17 protein-coding genes are annotated in these 17,574 nt (G+C 55.3%); 15 read left to right on the forward strand and 2 right to left on the reverse strand.

The annotated features are described in order from the left end of the window. The first annotated feature begins 35 nt into the window (after nucleotides 1-35). The 5 genes from NTU47_09640 to NTU47_09660 all read left to right on the forward strand — a co-directional run bounded on the left by NTU47_09640 (nucleotide 36) and on the right by NTU47_09660 (nucleotide 3,996). The gene (locus tag NTU47_09640; protein ID MCX6134061.1) at nucleotides 36-446 is read left to right on the forward strand and encodes an OsmC family protein; all 411 of its coding nucleotides are present in this window, start codon (nucleotides 36-38) and stop codon (nucleotides 444-446) included. Between the two features lie 63 nt (nucleotides 447-509). Continuing rightward, entirely contained in the window at nucleotides 510-1,574 is a 1,065-nt protein-coding gene (locus tag NTU47_09645) for a serine protease (GenBank protein MCX6134062.1), read from the forward strand. Nucleotides 1,575-1,605: 31 nt separating this feature from the next. Next, complete coding sequence (locus tag NTU47_09650; protein ID MCX6134063.1) at nucleotides 1,606-2,118, forward strand: GNAT family N-acetyltransferase; 513 nt, start codon at nucleotides 1,606-1,608, stop codon at nucleotides 2,116-2,118. Between the two features lie 19 nt (nucleotides 2,119-2,137). Next, nucleotides 2,138-3,295, forward strand: a complete 1,158-nt coding sequence (dinB, locus tag NTU47_09655; GenBank protein ID MCX6134064.1) for a DNA polymerase IV — start codon at nucleotides 2,138-2,140, stop codon at nucleotides 3,293-3,295. Nucleotides 3,296-3,399: 104 nt separating this feature from the next. Continuing rightward, a complete protein-coding gene (locus NTU47_09660) occupies nucleotides 3,400-3,996 on the forward strand; it encodes a DinB family protein (GenBank protein ID MCX6134065.1) in 597 nt (198 codons plus the stop codon). 127 nt (nucleotides 3,997-4,123) lie between these two features. On the opposite strand, the gene NTU47_09665 is transcribed toward NTU47_09660, so the two are convergent. Beyond that, nucleotides 4,124-4,315, reverse strand: a complete 192-nt coding sequence (locus NTU47_09665; protein MCX6134066.1) for a hypothetical protein — start codon at nucleotides 4,313-4,315, stop codon at nucleotides 4,124-4,126. A gap of 138 nt (nucleotides 4,316-4,453) precedes the next feature. Between NTU47_09665 and NTU47_09670 the strand changes: the two genes are divergently transcribed. The 7 genes from NTU47_09670 (at nucleotide 4,454) to NTU47_09700 (ending at nucleotide 10,895) form a co-directional block, all read left to right on the forward strand. Continuing rightward, a complete protein-coding gene (locus NTU47_09670; GenBank protein ID MCX6134067.1) occupies nucleotides 4,454-4,879 on the forward strand; it encodes a thioesterase family protein in 426 nt (141 codons plus the stop codon). A gap of 21 nt (nucleotides 4,880-4,900) precedes the next feature. Continuing rightward, on the forward strand, nucleotides 4,901-6,145 hold the full coding sequence (locus tag NTU47_09675) for a hypothetical protein (protein ID MCX6134068.1): 1,245 nt from the start codon (nucleotides 4,901-4,903) through the stop codon (nucleotides 6,143-6,145). A gap of 18 nt (nucleotides 6,146-6,163) precedes the next feature. After that, nucleotides 6,164-7,300, forward strand: coding sequence for a tRNA pseudouridine(38-40) synthase TruA (gene truA, locus NTU47_09680; GenBank protein MCX6134069.1), 1,137 nt, complete (start codon nucleotides 6,164-6,166; stop codon nucleotides 7,298-7,300). A gap of 173 nt (nucleotides 7,301-7,473) precedes the next feature. Continuing rightward, nucleotides 7,474-7,701 (forward strand): hypothetical protein, encoded by a 228-nt coding sequence (locus NTU47_09685; GenBank protein ID MCX6134070.1) that lies wholly within the window; start codon nucleotides 7,474-7,476, stop codon nucleotides 7,699-7,701. A gap of 88 nt (nucleotides 7,702-7,789) precedes the next feature. After that, complete coding sequence (locus tag NTU47_09690) at nucleotides 7,790-9,601, forward strand: L-fucose isomerase (GenBank protein MCX6134071.1); 1,812 nt, start codon at nucleotides 7,790-7,792, stop codon at nucleotides 9,599-9,601. Nucleotides 9,602-9,972: 371 nt separating this feature from the next. After that, complete coding sequence (locus tag NTU47_09695) at nucleotides 9,973-10,350, forward strand: SPOR domain-containing protein (protein ID MCX6134072.1); 378 nt, start codon at nucleotides 9,973-9,975, stop codon at nucleotides 10,348-10,350. Beyond that, nucleotides 10,347-10,895 (forward strand): SPOR domain-containing protein, encoded by a 549-nt coding sequence (locus tag NTU47_09700; protein MCX6134073.1) that lies wholly within the window; start codon nucleotides 10,347-10,349, stop codon nucleotides 10,893-10,895. The genes NTU47_09695 and NTU47_09700 overlap by 4 nt, the downstream gene beginning before the upstream one ends. A 977-nt stretch (nucleotides 10,896-11,872) precedes the next feature. Here NTU47_09700 and NTU47_09705 read toward each other — a convergent pair. Then, complete coding sequence (locus tag NTU47_09705) at nucleotides 11,873-12,244, reverse strand: hypothetical protein (GenBank protein MCX6134074.1); 372 nt, start codon at nucleotides 12,242-12,244, stop codon at nucleotides 11,873-11,875. A gap of 10 nt (nucleotides 12,245-12,254) precedes the next feature. On the opposite strand from NTU47_09705, the gene NTU47_09710 reads away from it, so the two are divergent. The 3 genes from NTU47_09710 (at nucleotide 12,255) to NTU47_09720 (ending at nucleotide 17,532) form a co-directional block, all read left to right on the forward strand. Continuing rightward, nucleotides 12,255-12,473: a hypothetical protein gene (locus NTU47_09710; protein ID MCX6134075.1), complete on the forward strand. Its 219-nt coding sequence runs from the start codon at nucleotides 12,255-12,257 to the stop codon at nucleotides 12,471-12,473. Nucleotides 12,474-13,259: 786 nt separating this feature from the next. Then, the gene (locus NTU47_09715) at nucleotides 13,260-16,010 is read left to right on the forward strand and encodes a vitamin B12-dependent ribonucleotide reductase (protein MCX6134076.1); all 2,751 of its coding nucleotides are present in this window, start codon (nucleotides 13,260-13,262) and stop codon (nucleotides 16,008-16,010) included. A 298-nt stretch (nucleotides 16,011-16,308) separates the two neighbouring features. Beyond that, nucleotides 16,309-17,532 carry a dipeptidase gene (locus tag NTU47_09720; GenBank protein MCX6134077.1) on the forward strand — a complete coding sequence of 408 codons (1,224 nt, stop codon included), beginning with the start codon at nucleotides 16,309-16,311 and terminating at the stop codon, nucleotides 17,530-17,532. Nucleotides 17,533-17,574 lie beyond the last annotated feature (42 nt).

Consider the following 17,574-nt stretch of genomic DNA (forward strand, 5'->3'; position numbering starts at 1 on the left):
TCGGCATCCCGTTCCGCTTCATCGAAGGAACTTCCATGGTTTCCCAAACATTCATTTACCTCGGCGAACTCCGCTGCAAGGCCACGCATGGCCCGAGCAGCGTCGAACTTGTGACCGATGCGCCAACCGATAATCAGGGGCGCGGTGAGAGCTTCTCCCCCACGGATCTCGTCGTCACCGCCCTCTCGACATGCACAGTCACCACCATGGGGATCGTGGCGCAGCGCGACAGTGTCAACCTCGATGGAACGAGAGTGTATGCCGAAAAACACATGAGCACCGATGCCCCCCGGCGCATCGCCCGCGTCGTCATGAAGATCGATTTCCCGAAGGGTATCGCGCGCGACTACCGCCAGAAGCTGGAATACAGCGGACGCACGTGTCCCGTCGCAAAGAGCCTCCACCCGGACGTAACACTCGATCTGTTGTTTTCGTATCCTGATTGACACCTCATACTCCCAAACCGGGAGACCTCATGTATTCACCACAGGTGAGAACAGGAGCCCTCGATGAAGCAAGTTTTTGCTCTTCTATCTTTCATATCTCTCACGCTCGTCTTCTCTTCCTGCTCATCGTACGTCCTGAAAGAAGCCTACCCGACGTTGAACGACGGCCAGTATGACTCGGAGTTCCCGTACCGGGGATGCTCGCAGCAGCTCGAGGAAATTGCGCAAACGGTGAAACGCGTCACGATCATGGTGCATTACAAGACCTATTCGTTCCGGCGGGAAGATTCTGTTCGCGTTCAGGACATCACCGGGGATTTCCTTGACAGGCAGGAAACTCTTGCGGCCTACCAGCACCACTCGACCGCAGGCACGGGAACGGTCATCTATGTCGAGAACGGAAAAGTCGCTCTCATAACCTGCTCTCACGTTGTAGACTTCTCCGACACGGTCACTACCCGTTACGTGGGAGCGGACTTCAAGCTTACGCCGTTTATCCGCACAATCTCTGTGAAAACCAATCAGCTCATCTTCCTCAATGAGGTGGGAGGCGGGATCGCGCTTGACATTCTCGCTCTTGACCGCACTGCCGACCTCGCCATTCTTGGCCAAACGGTCGAGCCTCATCAAACCGCGAACCTCCGCGTCTTCTCCTATCCCCTGGGAAAATCAAAGGAGCTCGAGTGGGGATCGTTTGTGTATGTTTTTGGATATCCGGCTGGGTACAGAATGGTCACGAAGGGAATCGTCAGTCTTTCAGCCAAACCACAGGGCTCGTTCGTCGTCGATGCAGTCGTCTCGCCGGGGGCCAGCGGCTCAATCGCTCTTGCTATCCGAGACGGAGTACCCCATTTTGAACTTGTCGGCATGATCAAGATGATCCCAGCACAGACTTCGTACATCCTCACCCCCTCGAAGGACGGAGACGTCGAGTACGACCCCGTGGAACCGTACCATGGAGATATGTTTGTTCAAAGAAAAGCGGAGATCCAGCAGGGGATTGCCGTGGCAATACCGACTGAGGCAATTGTTGCGTTCGTTGAGAAGAACCAATCGCGCCTCGCGCAAAGAGGATACAACCTGATTTCGTGGATCAGACCCGCGAAGATAGAATCCAAAGCGAAGTAGATCACAGAGAACACTCCAATCCAGCATACGCATGACAACGCACCCAGAAGAAAATCTCAGAATTGTACCGGCGACCAGAAATGACATACCGCTCATTCTTGCTCTGATCAGGGAGCTTGCCGAATACGAACGCCTGTCGCACGAAGTCGAGGCAACGGAAGACCTGCTCACCGAGACTCTCTTCGGCGAACGCCCCTATGCGGAAGTCATCCTGGCATACTACGACGACCAGCCGGTGGGATATGCCTTGTTCTTTCATTCGTACTCGACCTTTCTCGGGAGACCCGGACTGTACCTCGAAGACCTCTTTGTCCGGCCGGCGCTTCGCGGCAAGGGAATTGGCAAAGCACTTCTCGCAACGCTCGCGGGAATTGCCGTCAAACGAACGTGCGGCCGTCTCGAGTGGGCAGTGCTGAACTGGAACGAGCCCGCAATCGGTTTCTACAAATCGCTCGGCGCCAAACCGATGGATACCTGGACGGTCTATCGTCTCACGGGGGATCCGCTGGAGCAGCTCGCGGGTTCCGCCGGTCGCCCTCTGTAGTCATCTCGGACAGTTCTTAATGTCTCTTGTGATTCGCTCTATCGCCCACCTCGACCTGGATTGCTTCTACGTCTCGGTGGAGAGGATCAAAGATCCGTCGCTCGTGGGGAGGCCTGTCGTTGTCGGCGGCACTCCGACGGGCCGCGGCGTCGTAGCCTCTGCATCGTATGAGGCACGCGCCTTCGGTGTCCGCTCTGCAATGCCGACTGCTGCCGCTCTGCGTCTCTGCCCTCATCTCACCATCGTCCGCGGACGTTTCGGCGACTACACGCACTACTCCAACAAACTGTACGAGCGAATCCTCGAGCTTGCCCCGGTCGTCGAACGTGCATCAATCGACGAAATGTACTTCGACCTGACCGGCTGCGAGTCCCTCTACCACAACGACCTCCCGGGGTTCATCAAGAGTCTGCAGCACATCGTCTGGAAAGAATTTCAACTCCCGTGCACGATTTCCCTCGCGTCCAACAAGGTTGTCGCAAAGATCTCTGCACAAACTGTGAAACCTGCAGGCGTGATCTACGTGCCGCACGGCACCGAGCGGGAGTTCCTCGCCCCGCTTCCTATCGATGCCATCCCGGGTGTCGGGAAGAAAACCGGCGAGATACTCCGGAAGAAGGGGTTCGCGACAGTCGCAGACATTCAGAAGACTTCGCAAGACAAGCTCCAACGCATCCTTGGCAACCATGGCCTCTGGATTCACGATGTCGCGAACGGACTCGGACCCGACGAGCTTTCGACGGAGCACGAGCGAAAGAGCATCGGCAATGAAGAAACGTTTGCCCGTGACATCTCCGACCGGAACGAATTGAAGAAGATCATATTCTCCCTGACCGAGGAAGTGTGTTCCTCGCTTCGCTATCGTCATCTGAAAGCGCGCACGTTTACACTCAAGCTCCGATATGCAGACTTCGACACCATCACTCGTGCGACAACCATCGAACCGGCGGACGACGACACCATCGTGTTCAAGACAATCTGCGAACTGTTTGAGGTATCCTATGCGCGGCGCATCGGCATCCGACTCCTCGGTGTCCGCGCCTCCCATCTGGTTGATGAAAAACAGCTCGAACTCTCCTTGTTCCCCGAAACCGGCAAGCGCGCACAGATGCTGGATGCCGTCGACAAACTCCGTAAGAAATTCGGAGATGACGTCATTCATGTCGGCGGGCATTGACGCCCGGGCTCCACGTTGCGGCCGGGAACGGATTCGCACGTCTCTCCGTTCTACGGGTATCCAGGCCAACCCACTACACTACACACCGTATCAAGGAGATACTCATGTCGAACGCATCACACCGCTTTACCTCACTTCGCGCGCTGCTTGCTGGAATGGCGCTCTTTCTTTCAATTCAGGCCGGGACAGCGAATGCGACAGATGGTCCGAAGTCCGCGTTTATTCAGGACATGCTCGGTCAGTTGGAGCGCGTCAAGGGGCAGATCGTGTCTCTCGAAAGCGCAATCCCGCAGGATAAGGCCAACTGGCGCCCCGCCGATGGAGTTCGCTCAATCAGCGAGGTGTATCTGCACATTGCCGGAAGCAATTACTTCCTGATGAGCTTCACAGGGTCAAAGCTGCCTGCTAGTTCGAAAATTGACGAAAAAGGTACGACCGACAAGGCGAAGATTGCTGACGCACTGAAAGCTTCGTTCGACTGGACAAAAGAAGAGGTCTCAAAGCTGACCGATGCGGACCTTGACAAGCAGGTTGCGTTTTTCGGCGGGAAATCATCCGTCAGGAATGTCCTGTTCGTGCTCCTGAGTCACTTGCATGAACATCTGGGTCAATCAATCGCGTATGCCCGCTCTAATGGCGTTGTTCCCCCGTGGTCAGAGGAACAACAGGCAGCACTGAAGGACGCAATGAAGAAGAAGTAATGCTCGTACGCTGGAACGGAGTCTGCGGATCCTCTGTCCTTTGAAAAAGAGGGACCGCAGGCTTTCCTTCCATCCCCTCTGAACTCCCGCCCCTCCGTTTTCCTGTATCTCTCTGATGAAGGGTCAATCAAAGCCGCCGCAGAATGCTGGCAGGCAGCAGAATGATTGCTTCAATCAAACCAAGAGCCCCTTTGACAGCCACTCCGGCCAGTCGGAATGGAAGCAAGAAGAGCCATGCAAGCGGATACAATATCAGGGCGGCCAGCGCAATCGGCCAGCAGAGAATCAGAAGTATCAGCCAAAGAAGAAATTTCGTCATAGAAGCCTCCTTCTTTGAGTTACGGCGCATCCCGCCGGGTGTTGCACTCGCCTCCAGTCAATCACTCGTTGACCGTTTTCGGTTTTTTACCTACTATGAGGGGAACATTCTCTTCCTTTCACATCGCGAAGTGCTCCGATGGCGCGCGTCAAACTGGATCTCCCTGAAAGCCCCGTCTTTGCCGCAACGGTCCCCGTCCGTATCACCGATCTCAACTACGGGGGGCATGTCGGCAACGATTCCATGCTTTCGATCTTGCATGAAGCCCGAGTACAATTCCTGACCCACTTCGGGTTTACCGAGCGCAACATCGGGGGGAGAGGCATCATCATGTCAGATGCGGTCATCATCTACAAGTCCGAGGTCTTCTACGGCACAACGCTGACGATCGAATTGGGCGTGACGGACCTTTATGCGCATGGAACGGATCTCACGTACAGAGTGCTGGATGGGGAAAAAGAAATTGCCCGGGCAAAGACAGGGATCGTATTTTTCGATTACGAGAAGCGAAAGATCGCTCAGATGCCTGAAGAATTCAAATCCTTGTTCGTTCCACACACGTGACGCGAGAGAAGTGATACACCGATGAAGGATGAACTATCAGCGCATCCGCTGAACGCTATTGCGGAATCATACGTGAAACTCGTCCTCGCAGTCGGCGGGCACTATCCCGATTACGTCGACGCCTACTTCGGACCAGCCGCGTGGCGGGAAGAGATAACAGCACACGTCCCTCCACTCAACGACATCCGCTCTTCCGCTCACAGTGTCCTCCAGGATATCGAACGCACCCCGGTCGCACAGGAGGAAATTGTGCTGCTCCGTCGCCAGTACTTGACACGGCAGCTCCACGCACTTCTCGCCCGGGTCGAGATGCTTCAGGGACGCGTGTTCACCTTCGACGAAGAAGCCCTGGCACTCTACGACGCTGAGCCACCACACTATCCAGAAGAGCACTTCCGAACTGTTCTGTCGAGTCTCGATGGAGTGATTCCGGGGAAGGGTTCAATCGCGGAACGCTATGAACACTACCGCGGTGATTTCATCATCCCGCTGAAATTGTTGCACCGGGTTTTTCAGACGGCGATCAGCGAATGCCGGGATCGGACACGCCGCATGATCGACTTGCCGGCAGACGAGCGATTCACTCTCGAGTACGTGAACAACAAACCGTGGAGCGGGTACAACTGGTTCAAAGGGGGGAGCGGCAGCCTCATACAGATCAATACCGATCTGCCGATCTACATCGATCGCGCTGTCGATCTCGCCGCGCACGAAGGTTATCCCGGTCACCACGTCTACAACAGCATGCTGGAATCTCTCCTCGCTCGCGCCCGGGGCTGGGTCGAGTTTATGGTCTACGCGCTCTTCAGCCCTCAATCGTTGATCGCAGAGGGTACCGCCAATTTCGGCATCGAGGTCGCATTTCCCGGCACGCAACGGATCGAATTCGAACGCGATGTGCTCTTCCCCATTGCCGGACTGGATGGAAGCCGGGCAGACGAGTACTATTCCATTCACCGGCTGACCGGCGTTCTCAGCTATGCACACAATGAAGCGGCGCGGTCCTACCTCGACGGCACGATGAATCGAGAGCAGGCTGAAGAATGGCTCGTGATGTACGCGCTGATGGCCCCCGAGCGGGCGAAACAGCGTGTCCGGTTCATTGATGCATACCGGAGTTATGTGATCAACTACAACCTCGGTCAGGATCTCGTGCGGAAGTACATCGAATCGCGGGGCGGCACAGCTGAAGATCCCACCCGACGATGGGACGAATTCAGGCAATTGATTTCTTCACCGCGCCTCCCTTCCGGACTCCAAACGTAACTCAATACGGACAACACTATGGCACGCTTCAAGCTCACGATCGAATACGAAGGCACCCGCTACAGCGGGTGGCAGATTCAGAAAAACGCCCGCACCGTGCAGGGTGAACTCACGTCTGCCTGCGGGACTGTGCTGAACACGACGAGCTTCGAATTGTACGGCGCCGGACGGACAGATGCCGGCGTGCATGCGCTGCGGCAGGTCGCCCATCTCGAGGCAACGACCATGCTCGCTCCTGAGATCCTTCGCCGCAAGATCAACGACGAACTGCCGGCCGATATCAACATCCTCGAGGTCGACAAAGCGTCCCCACAGTTCCATGCCCGGCACGATGCGGTGTCGCGAAGTTACCTCTACCAGATCAGCCGACGCAGAACAGCGTTTGGCAAGAAGTACGTATGGTGGATCAAAGATCAACTGGACGTCAACCGGATGCGATCGGCGCTGAAACTGTTCACAGGCATGAGGGATTTTCGCTCCTTCACGGCCGACGATCCGGACGAAAAATCCACCAAGGTGCACATCGAGCAGATTGATATCCGCGAGCATGGGGATTTGATTCTCATTCGCTTCATCGGGTCGCATTTCCTCTGGAAAATGGTCCGGCAGGTGGTGGGCGACGGTCGATTCAAGAGCAATCTCGTGAACAGGACAAGGCGCATCCTGATCACCCTCATCGTCGTCCTCGGTTGCATGGGTTGCGACCAGGCAACGAAGACAATCGCGAGCCGCACGCTCGCCCCCAACACACCGGTCACACTCGTCAATCATATCTTCCATCTCGAGTATACTGAGAACAGCGGCGCGATGATGGGGGTTGGCACCGACCTCTCTGCCCAAACACGGTTCTGGCTCTTCATAGTTTTCACGGCGTGTGCTCTCTCGGCCATACTTGCATTCACACTGCTCGACAAGACATTGACCGCCACCGCCATGGTGTCTCTTTCTCTGATTCTCGGCGGCGGGTTGGGCAATCTTTTGGACCGGGTGTTCAAGGGAGGTATCGTTGTCGATTTCATGATCATCACACTTGGGCCGCTGAAAACGGCCATTTTCAACTTCGCCGACCTCTCAATCCTGACCGGTGTCGCGGTCCTGGCATGGTCACAGATGCTCGCCTTTTCACGTTCCGCTCGTGCCGGAAGCGGAAGTTGAAAATCCGGGAGATTTTCTATAGTTTCGAGTCGTTCCGCACCTTCTGATATGATTGTTGCAGGCGATCACCGGGAGCAAACGCAGCGTGCTTGACGTCATCGTTTCAGTGCTCTCGGTGGCTTATTTTGGGGGCGTCCTCGAACAGCGTTCACTGACAAGCTACGGATGTCTGGATGGTCGAACTCGCTTACGGAATTATCATCTTCGGTTTTCTCTTTCTGGGCGTGAAGTTGTGGATGAAGCTCAGAGAAATCGCATCCTGGAAATCAGAAGAACCGCCCGAGCGCATGAGACCATCGGACTCCATCCCGCGCGAACTTCTGGACCTCACGATAGAGGATTCCAAAAACGAGCTTGGATCGCTCGATGGAATTGATGAAAAGAAGTCGGACCAGAAGTGAACGATAGATGTCGATCTAAGAATTACACGGTACAATTCCACTCGTTGATAATCAGGATACATGAGTTTCTCTCCCCGGAGGCTTTCCAATGTCACAGAAGAATTTGAAAGTTGCGCCACATCGCCTGATCGGCACTCTCCCGAAGGTTGGAATCCGCCCCGCGATTGACGGCCGACGGCGCGGTGTCCGGGAATCGCTCGAAGGCGCCACGATGGGCATGGCGCGATCGGTTGCGAAACTGATCTCCGGGTCCATCCGCCATTCGAACGGAGCTCCCGTGGAATGCGTCATTGCCGACACGTGCATCGGCGGTGCGGCGGAGGCCGCACAGGCCGCCGACAAGTTTTCCCGCGAAAACGTCGGCGTTTCTCTCACAGTGACCCCCTGCTGGTGCTATGGCGCAGAAACAATGGACATGGATCCGCTGCTCCCGAAGGCGATCTGGGGATTCAACGGCACCGAGCGGCCCGGGGCGGTGTATCTCGCCGCAACGCTCGCAGCACACAATCAAAAAGGGCTGCCGGCGTTCGGCATCTATGGAAGGGATGTGCAGGACGCTGGTGACACCGCCATACCGGAAGACGTTCGTGCGAAGATTCTTCAATTCATCCAGGCCGGCCTCGCGGTGGCCACGATGCGCGGCAAGTCGTACCTCGCCATGGGGGGCGTCTCGATGGGGATCGCAGGTTCAATCGTTGACCACGGCCTCTTTGAATCGTTCCTCGGCATGCGCGTCGAGACTGTGGATATGAGTGAGTTCACCCGCAGGATGGAAGAGCACATCTACGATAAGAAGGAGTTCGTCACAGCATTGAAGTGGACAAAGGACAATTGCAGGGAAGGAAAAGACTTCAATTCTGCGAAGGTGCAAAAGAGCCGCGCCGCGAAAGATGCTGACTGGGAAACGGTCGTCAAGATGACGATGATCGCCCGCGACCTGATGATCGGCAATCCAAGACTCGCAGAGATCGGATTCGGAGAAGAGGCCCTCGGGCACAATGCCATCGCAGGAGGATTTCAGGGACAGCGGCAATGGACAGACCACAGTCCGAACGGCGATTTCCTCGAAGCCATATTGAATTCCTCATTCGATTGGAATGGAATCCGTGAACCAATCGTCATCGCCACGGAAAACGATTCGCTCAACGCAGCCGGGATGCTCTTCGGACACCTTCTGACAAACAGAGCTCAGATTTTTGCCGACGTGCGTACGTATTGGAGTCCGGCCGCCGTGAAGCGCGTGACCGGCCACAAGCTCACGGGACACGCAGCCAGCGGCATTCTTCATCTCATCAACTCGGGCGCGGCGGCCCTCGATGGTTCAGGCCAACAAGATCTCCATGGCAAACCCGTCATGAAGGAGTTCTGGGAGATATCGAAACAGGAAGCCGAGAAGTGCCTGCGGGCAACGACTTGGTATCCCGCAATGAGGGAATACTTCCCCGGCGGCGGTTACTCGTCTGGTTATCTGACGCGCGGGGGTATGCCGGCGACAATGTTCCGCATCAACACGATAAAAGGGCTCGGACCTTCACTTCAGATCGCCGAAGGAATGACTGTTGATCTGCCGGAGAAGGTTGATCGTGCGCTCGAAGAGCGGACGGACCGGACCTGGCCCACGACATGGTTCGCACCGACGACCCATGAACGCGGTCCCTTCCGCGATGCATATACGGTCATGAACACCTGGGGTGCAAACCATTGCGTGTTGAGCTACGGCCATGTCGGCAGCCAGCTGATCACACTCGCTTCGCTCCTCCGGATTCCGGTGTCGATGCACAATGTTCCTGAGGAGAGTATCTTCCGGCCGAGCGCGTGGACCGCGTTCGGGACGAACGATCCGGAAGGCGCCGATTTCCGGGCCTGCAGGAACTACGGTCCGCTGTATTGGAGATATTGAGCTCTCGCAGCTTCTGTCGCGGCTTGGAGAGAGCCTGCAGTTCGCACTTGTAACTCGTCGATTTTGTGGTATATTGGTGATTATTCGTTGCGCGCGAAAGGAAGAGCGCTCATTGAGTCAGAATCAGAGGGACATCAACGAGCGTCCGTGTCGAATGACCTCAGAACGTGGCGGCCAATTTCAACGGGGATCATATGATCCATTCTGATCGTCCATTTATCGCTCGATGGGTGTGCCTCGGTGCATTTGTCTGCGCTTCTCTTCTTCTTGGCGCTTGTGTCTCCTCCGAAGGGACCGGGACAGGCAAAAGAGCAGGAGCACCTGTAGCGAGCCAGACAGTCTCAGATTCTGTCCGTGCCAAAGTGGATTCAATGATGCGATCTGATTCTCTCCGCGCCAAACGGGCAGGCTTCACGTCGCAGCACGATACCTTGATGGCTTCTGTCGTCAAAACCTCAAAACAAGGCATGCGTGTGGTGAAACCGATTGAGAGACCGGCCAATACAGCCTACACAGTCCAGGTTGGGGCATTCGCCAGGACAGATCATGCACTTCGGGCACAGAAACTCGCCCGCGAGCGCTTCGCCGAAATCCCCATCTTCAACACGTTTGAGCCATACGACAAGCTGTACCGGGTGCGCGTCGGAAAGCTCGATACAAGGCAGCAGGCCGATTCACTTCGAAAGTCGATGATCAAGCAATTTCCGGATGACTATTCCGATTCCTGGATCAACTATATCTCCAAATGAAGTACTGGCTACATTCGCCGCTTTTCGCCGCAGTCCTGCTCATGCTTTCCGGTTGCGGCTCTTCCGGTAGTCTGCAGAAAGATACTGCTGCCGCTTCCGAGGAACGGGAGCAAAAGGTCCCCCTTTCCCGCTACGAAAAAGCCTTCAACCCTTCCGACTACGATGTCGAAATATTAGAAATCCAGCGCCAGCACGTGATAGAACTGGAACGAGCAGCAGCAGAACATCGGCAGGACAGCGTCATCGTAGAATCGACATTCACGCAAGGCTATCGTATACAGATTTTCGCCACGGGCAGCATCGACGAAGCAAATGCCATGCGTATGACCGCCGCACAAAGGGTCACCGAAGATTCCCTCTACGTCGTCTATGACTCACCGACGTACAAAGTCAGGGTCGGCGACTTCCCCACACGCTCCGAAGCGAATCAGAAGCTTGCGGCGATCGTGGCGCAGGGGTTTTCCGATGCCTGGGTCGTGGGCGACAGAATCGTGCAGCGAAAACTTGTTCGCGTCCCTTCACAACCCTCCCCGAAGAACAACTAGGCCGCCCAACCCCCAATAATCAACAGAGGGCACGCATAACCGTACCCTCTCCTTGCCGTCCGGCCTTTTTCGAATCGTTATGCAGACACACGCACCCACTCGCGTATTCCCCTGATCTCGCGAAGTGATCCTTCCTAACCACGATCCGTTCCGCTTTTCCCGACCTTAGTGATTTCCCAATCACCCGCCGGAAACTGTTTCAGGGGAAGTGTAAAACTTCAAACTCATTTGGAGGTGCGCAGATCTTCCCGCAGCGTTCCCAGGTGTCCTTCATCTCTTCAGGATCCGCGACCATCACAAGATCACTCGGGGACAGTGTCCAATAATTCATATTGTATTTTTCATCGCAGAGAGCTGCCCGCTTCCGAGGATTCTATGAGCAGGCGGGCGCTGAGTTCGCCACGGCCCGCCATGCGGTCTGGCGGAGAGAATCGCAGCGTGATGGGCGCTCTCCTCTGCGGAGCTCACCGTTCTCTGCTTACCCCGACGTCCTGAGCGAGGGCAGTGAGTCGAAGGATTGTCGGGGCGTCTCTGCGTTGGGAACCAGAAACGTCAATCCACAAGATTTCTTGTTAGACATGGCGCTAGCAACCGCACGATCCTGGAGTCCTTCTCCAAGGTTTCTCCGTCTTCGGCAATCTCGGTTTTCACGTCGGGCATCAGCTACCGACTTTCCCGAATTCGTGATCTTCGCCCCTGTTCGCATGAGCAGCGAGCGATGTCTCCGTCAGTCCATTCCGGTGGAAGATCGCGATCTCCGAAGCTCGCGTGCAAGAGCAGATCCCGCCGGGACAAGAGATCCGGATCCGTCCTCCCTTTCGCTGCTTCAGTTTGGAAAACCCGAACACTTCGCGCAGTGTCTGCAGATGACACAAAACGTGAGAGATAATTTCCCGCTTCTCCTCCTTTACAAATCCCTTTCGCGCACTTACAGCCCACCGTAGCATACGCAGGCAGGCTGCTGTCGATTTGCTTCATCACCCTTGCGCAGACCCGGTCAAACAGTCGCGAAGCCGAGGCATCGCTGTTGGCCATGCTGCAGACAAGTTGTCGCTGACCGTTTCAGTTCTCTCCACCTCTGCAACGGTAGTGCCGCATGCCGTCACAGGTTCATGCCCCGCTATGCGTTCGAAGGAATTGCAGATCGGAGAAAACGAACGCACTGTATCCTGCTCGCTCGGCGGAACTGGATCGCGCGCACACTTGATGTTGGACCAGGGATTCTGAAGTGTCTGCATCACCCTCGTGATGTTCCCATTGTTTAGAAATGACCTGTGCAGTTTCTCAAACGCCTCGCCGATGATCAGTGCCTTGAAGAGCGTTTGCGTCCATCCCTGTCGCTGATCCAAAATCTCATTTATGACAACGAAGGCCGAAGTGCTCTCACTTCCTATTTTGTTTTCGGAATTTGCACAGGCCAGAGGGGTTCGAAACAACAACGATCTTGGCTTCTCCACCGCTTGGAATGCAGGCGATGAAAGAAGAGGTGAGCAACCGATACGTGGGAACTTCGAACGCGCCAATCGCGTTGAATCCGCCATCGGCGACGAAATGCCTCATGCTTGTTTTCCGAAATGATTTCGACCTTACTCGTTGCTCCTCACACCAACAGAAGCCGAGTGCAGACACTTCAACATGTGTTCGGCACTTCGCGAATGGTGGCTCCGCAAACTGCGACCGACGTCGGTCGTTTATCAGCCGCACAAATGTTCATCTTCGTGTCGGACATCTGAGAGATCAGAGAAAACCGATGACAACGAATTTGCGCACTCATCATGTTCATCATCAATCGTCTCAATGAATTGCATGAACCAAAGTGCAATGTTGAAAGAGGCGCGCGGAGAAACCAATATGACTTGCGCGATGTTCTTCATTTGCATGCAAAGGCTGCGAGTCTGCAATCTACGCCGATCGAGCGGATTGGGCTTCGGCGCATTGGACGGCAAGCGACCACGAGGTTGTTAGACTCACGACCAGCAGTCCAGAAGCGACAAAAACGTCGTGTGACGAAATCCACCTCCTCGGGAGGTGTTTTCACTCTCAAACGGAGGTTATGTCAAGTTAAATTATAACTGATATTGTCGCGGCCTAAATATTAACTTGACAAAGGTACCGCAACCGCTTATATTCACACTCAGTTGCGTCAGTTGAAAACCTGATTTCTTGTTCTTTACCCCCAGGACGTTCCTTCTTCCACCAGGGGCAGTCACAGTGGAAGAGTACGTCCCACGCCGCTTAGAGGCGTCTACCTATTCACAGACTATGACCTATCCAGGGACAGGCCCCCGCCTTGTCCACGGGTAGCTTTTTCTCAAAAGTTTAGAAACCCTACTTCAAGAACCGTGTTATCAAGAGGAGAGCGTTATGCTTGAGAAGGCGACGATTTCGACGCCCGTAGAAGCTGAGCGCGCTGAACAATCCAACGATATTCGTGGATTGAAATTTCAGCGCTATTTTTCGAAGCCAGGAGTTCACCCGTTTGATGAAGTTGAATGGGAGTTGCGCACTGCTGTGATTTCGAACGAAAAGGGAGAGAAGATTTTTGAACAGAAGGACGTCGAGATACCGAAGTCTTGGTCTATGACCGCTACGAACGTCGTTGTCTCGAAGTACTTCCATGGCAAACTTGGCTCCTCACAGCGTGAACGGAGTGTCAAACAACTCATCGAACGCGTTGCACGGACGATCACCAACTGGGGTCTCAAGGATGAGTATTTCGCCAGTCAGGAAGATGGCGATATCTTCTACAACGAACTGACGGCCCTCCTGGTCAACCAGCAAATGTCGTTCAACAGCCCCGTCTGGTTCAACGTGGGGAACGAGGAACATCCGCAGTGTTCTGCGTGCTTCATCAATTCGGTGCAGGATTCGATGGATTCGATCCTGACGCTGGCCAAGACAGAGGGCATGCTTTTCAAATGGGGATCCGGCACAGGCTCGAACCTCTCTACTCTGCGATCCTCGAAGGAATCTCTCGGCGGCGGCGGCACGGCCTCAGGCCCGGTCTCTTTTATGAGAGGATATGATGCATTCGCCGGCGTCATTAAGTCGGGCGGCAAGACCCGGCGCGCGGCAAAGATGGTCATTCTGAACGTTGAGCACCCTGACATCACAGAGTTTATCAACTGCAAGGCCGACGAAGAGAAGAAGGCATGGGCGCTCATCGAAGCCGGCTACGATGGCGGTTTCAACGTCCCCGGCGGCGCCTACGATTCCGTGTTTTACCAGAACGCAAACCACTCGATCCGCGTCAGCGACGAGTTTATGAAGGCCTTCCTGGAAGACAGGGAATGGGTCACAAGAGCAGTCACTTCCGGAAAACCGGTCGACAAGTACCGCGCACGTGACATGATGCGACAAATCTCCGATGCGTCGTGGATCTGCGGCGACCCCGGCATGCAGTATCACACGACGATCAACAGCTGGCACACCTGCCCGAACACTGCTCCGATCAATGCCTCCAATCCGTGCAGCGAGTATATGTTCCTCGACGACACGGCCTGCAACCTTGCATCGCTCAATCTTATGAAGTTCCGCCGCCCCGACGGAGAATTTGACGTTGAAGCGTTCCGGAAAGCTGTCCAGATCACGATCACCGCGATGGAGATCGAGGTCGGTAACGCCAGCTACCCGACGCCCGCAATCGGGCAGAACAGCTTTGACTACAGACCGCTCGGCCTTGGTTACGCAAACCTCGGCGCCCTGCTGATGGCACGCGGCCTTGCTTATGACAGCGACGAAGGACGCGCCTTCGCGGGTGCAATCACATCCCTGATGTGCGGTGAAGCGTACAAGCAGTCAGCGTTCGTTGCAAAGGAGATGGGACCGTTCAAAGGATATGCGGCCAACCGGGAACCGATGCTCAACGTGATGCAGAAGCATGGCATCCATGCCGAGCGAATCGACAAGGAACTCCTCCCGGCAGATCTATGGGACGCTTCGAATGATGTCTGGAAAGATGTCGTGAGGTACGGAAAGCAGCATGGGTTCAGAAACTCCCAGTCCACCGTGCTTGCGCCCACCGGAACCATTGGCTTCATGATGGACTGCGACACTACCGGCGTGGAACCCGATATCGCCCTGGTGAAGTACAAGAAACTGGTCGGCGGCGGACTGATGAAGATCGTCAACCAGACCGTCCCCGAAGCGCTTCGCAAACTCGGGTACGATGGCGAACAGATCGAACATATCGTCGCCTACATCGACAATAATGACACGATCGAACGCTCACCGCATCTGCGGGAAGAGCATCTCCCGGTCTTCGACTGCGCGTTCAAGCCAGCCAACGGCGAGCGGTCGATCCAGTATATGGGACATATCAAGATGATGGCGGCCGTGCAACCGTTCCTCTCCGGAGCCATCTCCAAGACTGTGAACATGCCGTCCGACGTCACTGCCGATAATATCCAGCAGGCGTACGTGGAAGCGTGGAGATTGGGTTTGAAATCCATTGCGGTCTATCGCGACGGCTGCAAACGCACACAGCCCCTCAGCACGTCACTCGACGCGAAGAAAGAGGCTCCGAAGGCGCATCCGCTGCGCCGCCGCCTCCCGGACGAACGTCAGTCGATCACGCACAAGTTCAGCATCGCAGGACACGAGGGCTACATCACCGTCGGCATGTTCGAAGACGGGATGCCCGGCGAGGTCTTCATTACGATGTCCAAAGAGGGCTCCACGATATCGGGCATGATGGACTCCTTTGCAACTTCGATCTCCATTGCCCTGCAATATGGGGTTCCATTGAAGGTGTTGGTGGACAAGTTCAGCCACGCGCGGTTCGAGCCATCCGGGTTCACGAACAATCCCGAGATCCCGATCGCCAAATCGATCAGCGATTACATTTTCCGTTGGCTCGGCCTGAAGTTTCTCGCGAAGGGCGACGCCCCAACAACCGGCAGCATCACACCGACGGTTCCTGAAGTTGCTACTCAGCCCGTGATCCGTCAGCAGGATTCAACACAACGGGGTACCTCAGCTCTGGAACGCAACGAGAAAGTCGTCTTCCAAACACAGGCCGATGCTCCCCCCTGCCATGAATGCGGAAGCATCATGATCCGCAGCGGAAGCTGCTACAAATGCCTGCAGTGCGGATCAACGAGCGGATGTTCCTGATCAGGCTGTCCTGTCGTCAAAAGTAACAGCATCGGCACGCTCGAACCAGGGCGTGCCGATTTGCTTTTCCCCCTCGCGGCGTATGATTCCGAACGCGAACATTGAAGCATCAATGGCATCAGGCCATAGGATGATCTCATCGATTGGCGGCTGTGAGGGCAGTTCAATCGAGCACAACGAGCCTCGCGGAAACGAAAACGCCGAGCCAGCTGATATGCACGCGATCGGCGCGCCGATAGCAAGAGCAATCAGGATTCAGGTCCAATCAAACAACTCCCCAATACTCTGAGGTGAAAACATGAGGACATTCCTCGTCAGGCTCACGATTCTTCTTTCATTCGCAACGTTGTCACTCACCGCCCGGCAAGCTCCACAGGACAAGGCGATGCTGGCAAGGGCACAGAAGCTCGCCCAACAGTTTGTCATCATCGATACGCACGTCGACGTCCCTTTTCGCCTGAAGATGAAGTTCGAAGATATTTCGAAGCTGACTCCGGAGGGGAATTTCGACTACGTTCGGGCAAAGCAAGGCGGCCTGAATGCACCGTTCATGTCGATCTACATCCCTGCCGATTATGAGAAGACAGGCGGGGGGAAACAACTCGCCGACAGCCTGATCGACATGGTCGTGAAGTTCTCCAAGGACTGGCCAAAACAGTTTGCGGTCGCCACATCGACAAAGGATGTCACCAGCCAGTTCAAGCGCGGAGTGATTTCGCTCTGCATGGGGATGGAAAACGGGACGCCAATCGAACACGACCTGAAGAATGTCCAGTACTTCTACGACCGCGGCATCCGCTACATTACGCTCGCGCATGCCCTGAGTAATCACATTTCCGACTCATCCTATGACACGACCCGTGTGTGGAGAGGCCTTAGCTTCTTTGGACGCCGGCTCATCGCCGAGATGAACCGCGTCGGCATTATGGTAGACATTTCCCATGTCACGGATGAGGCATTTTACGAAGTCATGAACATCACGCGAACACCCGTCATCGCCTCCCACTCTTCGTGCAGGGCCTTCACGCCCGGATTTGAACGAAACATGTCGGATGACATGATCACGAGGTTGGCAAAGAACGGGGGCGTCATACAGATCAATTTCGGGTCATCATTCCTCCGTGAGGATTACCAGAAGACCGAATCGGTTCAGGAGAAGGAAGTCAGAGCCTACTTCAAGGAACACCACCTCAAGTTCGGCGACCCGGAGGCGGAAACGTACCTGAAACAATACCGTAACGATCATCCCGTCACGTTCGCCGATGTGACGGACGTCGCCAATCACATTGACCACGTGGTCAAGCTGGTGGGCGTGGAGTATGTCGGCCTCGGATCGGACTTTGACGGCGTTGGCGACTCGCTGCCGACAGGGCTCAAAGACGTTTCAATGTATCCCAACCTGATCTACGAGCTGTTGAAACGGGGCTATTCGGAAAAGGATATTCAGAAGATTTGCGGCGGGAATCTCCTCAGAGTGTGGTCGCAAGTGGAGCAGAGAGCGAAGGAGCTTCAAGCGGAGTAACGTCCATTGTGCCTGTCTGCCTGGACGCACAAGGAGGCAGAT

This window comes from Ignavibacteriales bacterium (assembly GCA_026390595.1).
GTDB lineage: Bacteria > Bacteroidota > Ignavibacteria > UBA10030 > UBA10030 > UBA9647.

Excerpts from the sequence above, each read along its gene's own strand:
- NTU47_09670 (MCX6134067.1), top strand. The coding sequence starts at position 4,454 with ATGGCGCGCGTCAAACTGGATCTCCCTGAAAGCCCCGTCTTTGCCGCA.
- NTU47_09720 (MCX6134077.1), top strand. The coding sequence starts at position 16,309 with ATGAGGACATTCCTCGTCAGGCTCACGATTCTTCTTTCATTCGCAACG.
- NTU47_09700 (MCX6134073.1), top strand. The coding sequence starts at position 10,347 with ATGAAGTACTGGCTACATTCGCCGCTTTTCGCCGCAGTCCTGCTCATG.
- NTU47_09690 (MCX6134071.1), top strand. The coding sequence starts at position 7,790 with ATGTCACAGAAGAATTTGAAAGTTGCGCCACATCGCCTGATCGGCACT.
- NTU47_09695 (MCX6134072.1), top strand. The coding sequence starts at position 9,973 with ATGATGCGATCTGATTCTCTCCGCGCCAAACGGGCAGGCTTCACGTCG.
- NTU47_09650 (MCX6134063.1), top strand. The coding sequence starts at position 1,606 with ATGACAACGCACCCAGAAGAAAATCTCAGAATTGTACCGGCGACCAGA.
- NTU47_09710 (MCX6134075.1), top strand. The coding sequence starts at position 12,255 with ATGACAACGAAGGCCGAAGTGCTCTCACTTCCTATTTTGTTTTCGGAA.
- NTU47_09660 (MCX6134065.1), top strand. The coding sequence starts at position 3,400 with ATGTCGAACGCATCACACCGCTTTACCTCACTTCGCGCGCTGCTTGCT.
- truA (MCX6134069.1), top strand. The coding sequence starts at position 6,164 with ATGGCACGCTTCAAGCTCACGATCGAATACGAAGGCACCCGCTACAGC.
- NTU47_09645 (MCX6134062.1), top strand. The coding sequence starts at position 510 with ATGAAGCAAGTTTTTGCTCTTCTATCTTTCATATCTCTCACGCTCGTC.
- NTU47_09715 (MCX6134076.1), top strand. The coding sequence starts at position 13,260 with ATGCTTGAGAAGGCGACGATTTCGACGCCCGTAGAAGCTGAGCGCGCT.
- NTU47_09675 (MCX6134068.1), top strand. The coding sequence starts at position 4,901 with ATGAAGGATGAACTATCAGCGCATCCGCTGAACGCTATTGCGGAATCA.
- NTU47_09665 (MCX6134066.1), bottom strand. The coding sequence starts at position 4,315 with ATGACGAAATTTCTTCTTTGGCTGATACTTCTGATTCTCTGCTGGCCG.
- dinB (MCX6134064.1), top strand. The coding sequence starts at position 2,138 with ATGTCTCTTGTGATTCGCTCTATCGCCCACCTCGACCTGGATTGCTTC.
- NTU47_09640 (MCX6134061.1), top strand. The coding sequence starts at position 36 with ATGGTTTCCCAAACATTCATTTACCTCGGCGAACTCCGCTGCAAGGCC.
- NTU47_09685 (MCX6134070.1), top strand. The coding sequence starts at position 7,474 with ATGGTCGAACTCGCTTACGGAATTATCATCTTCGGTTTTCTCTTTCTG.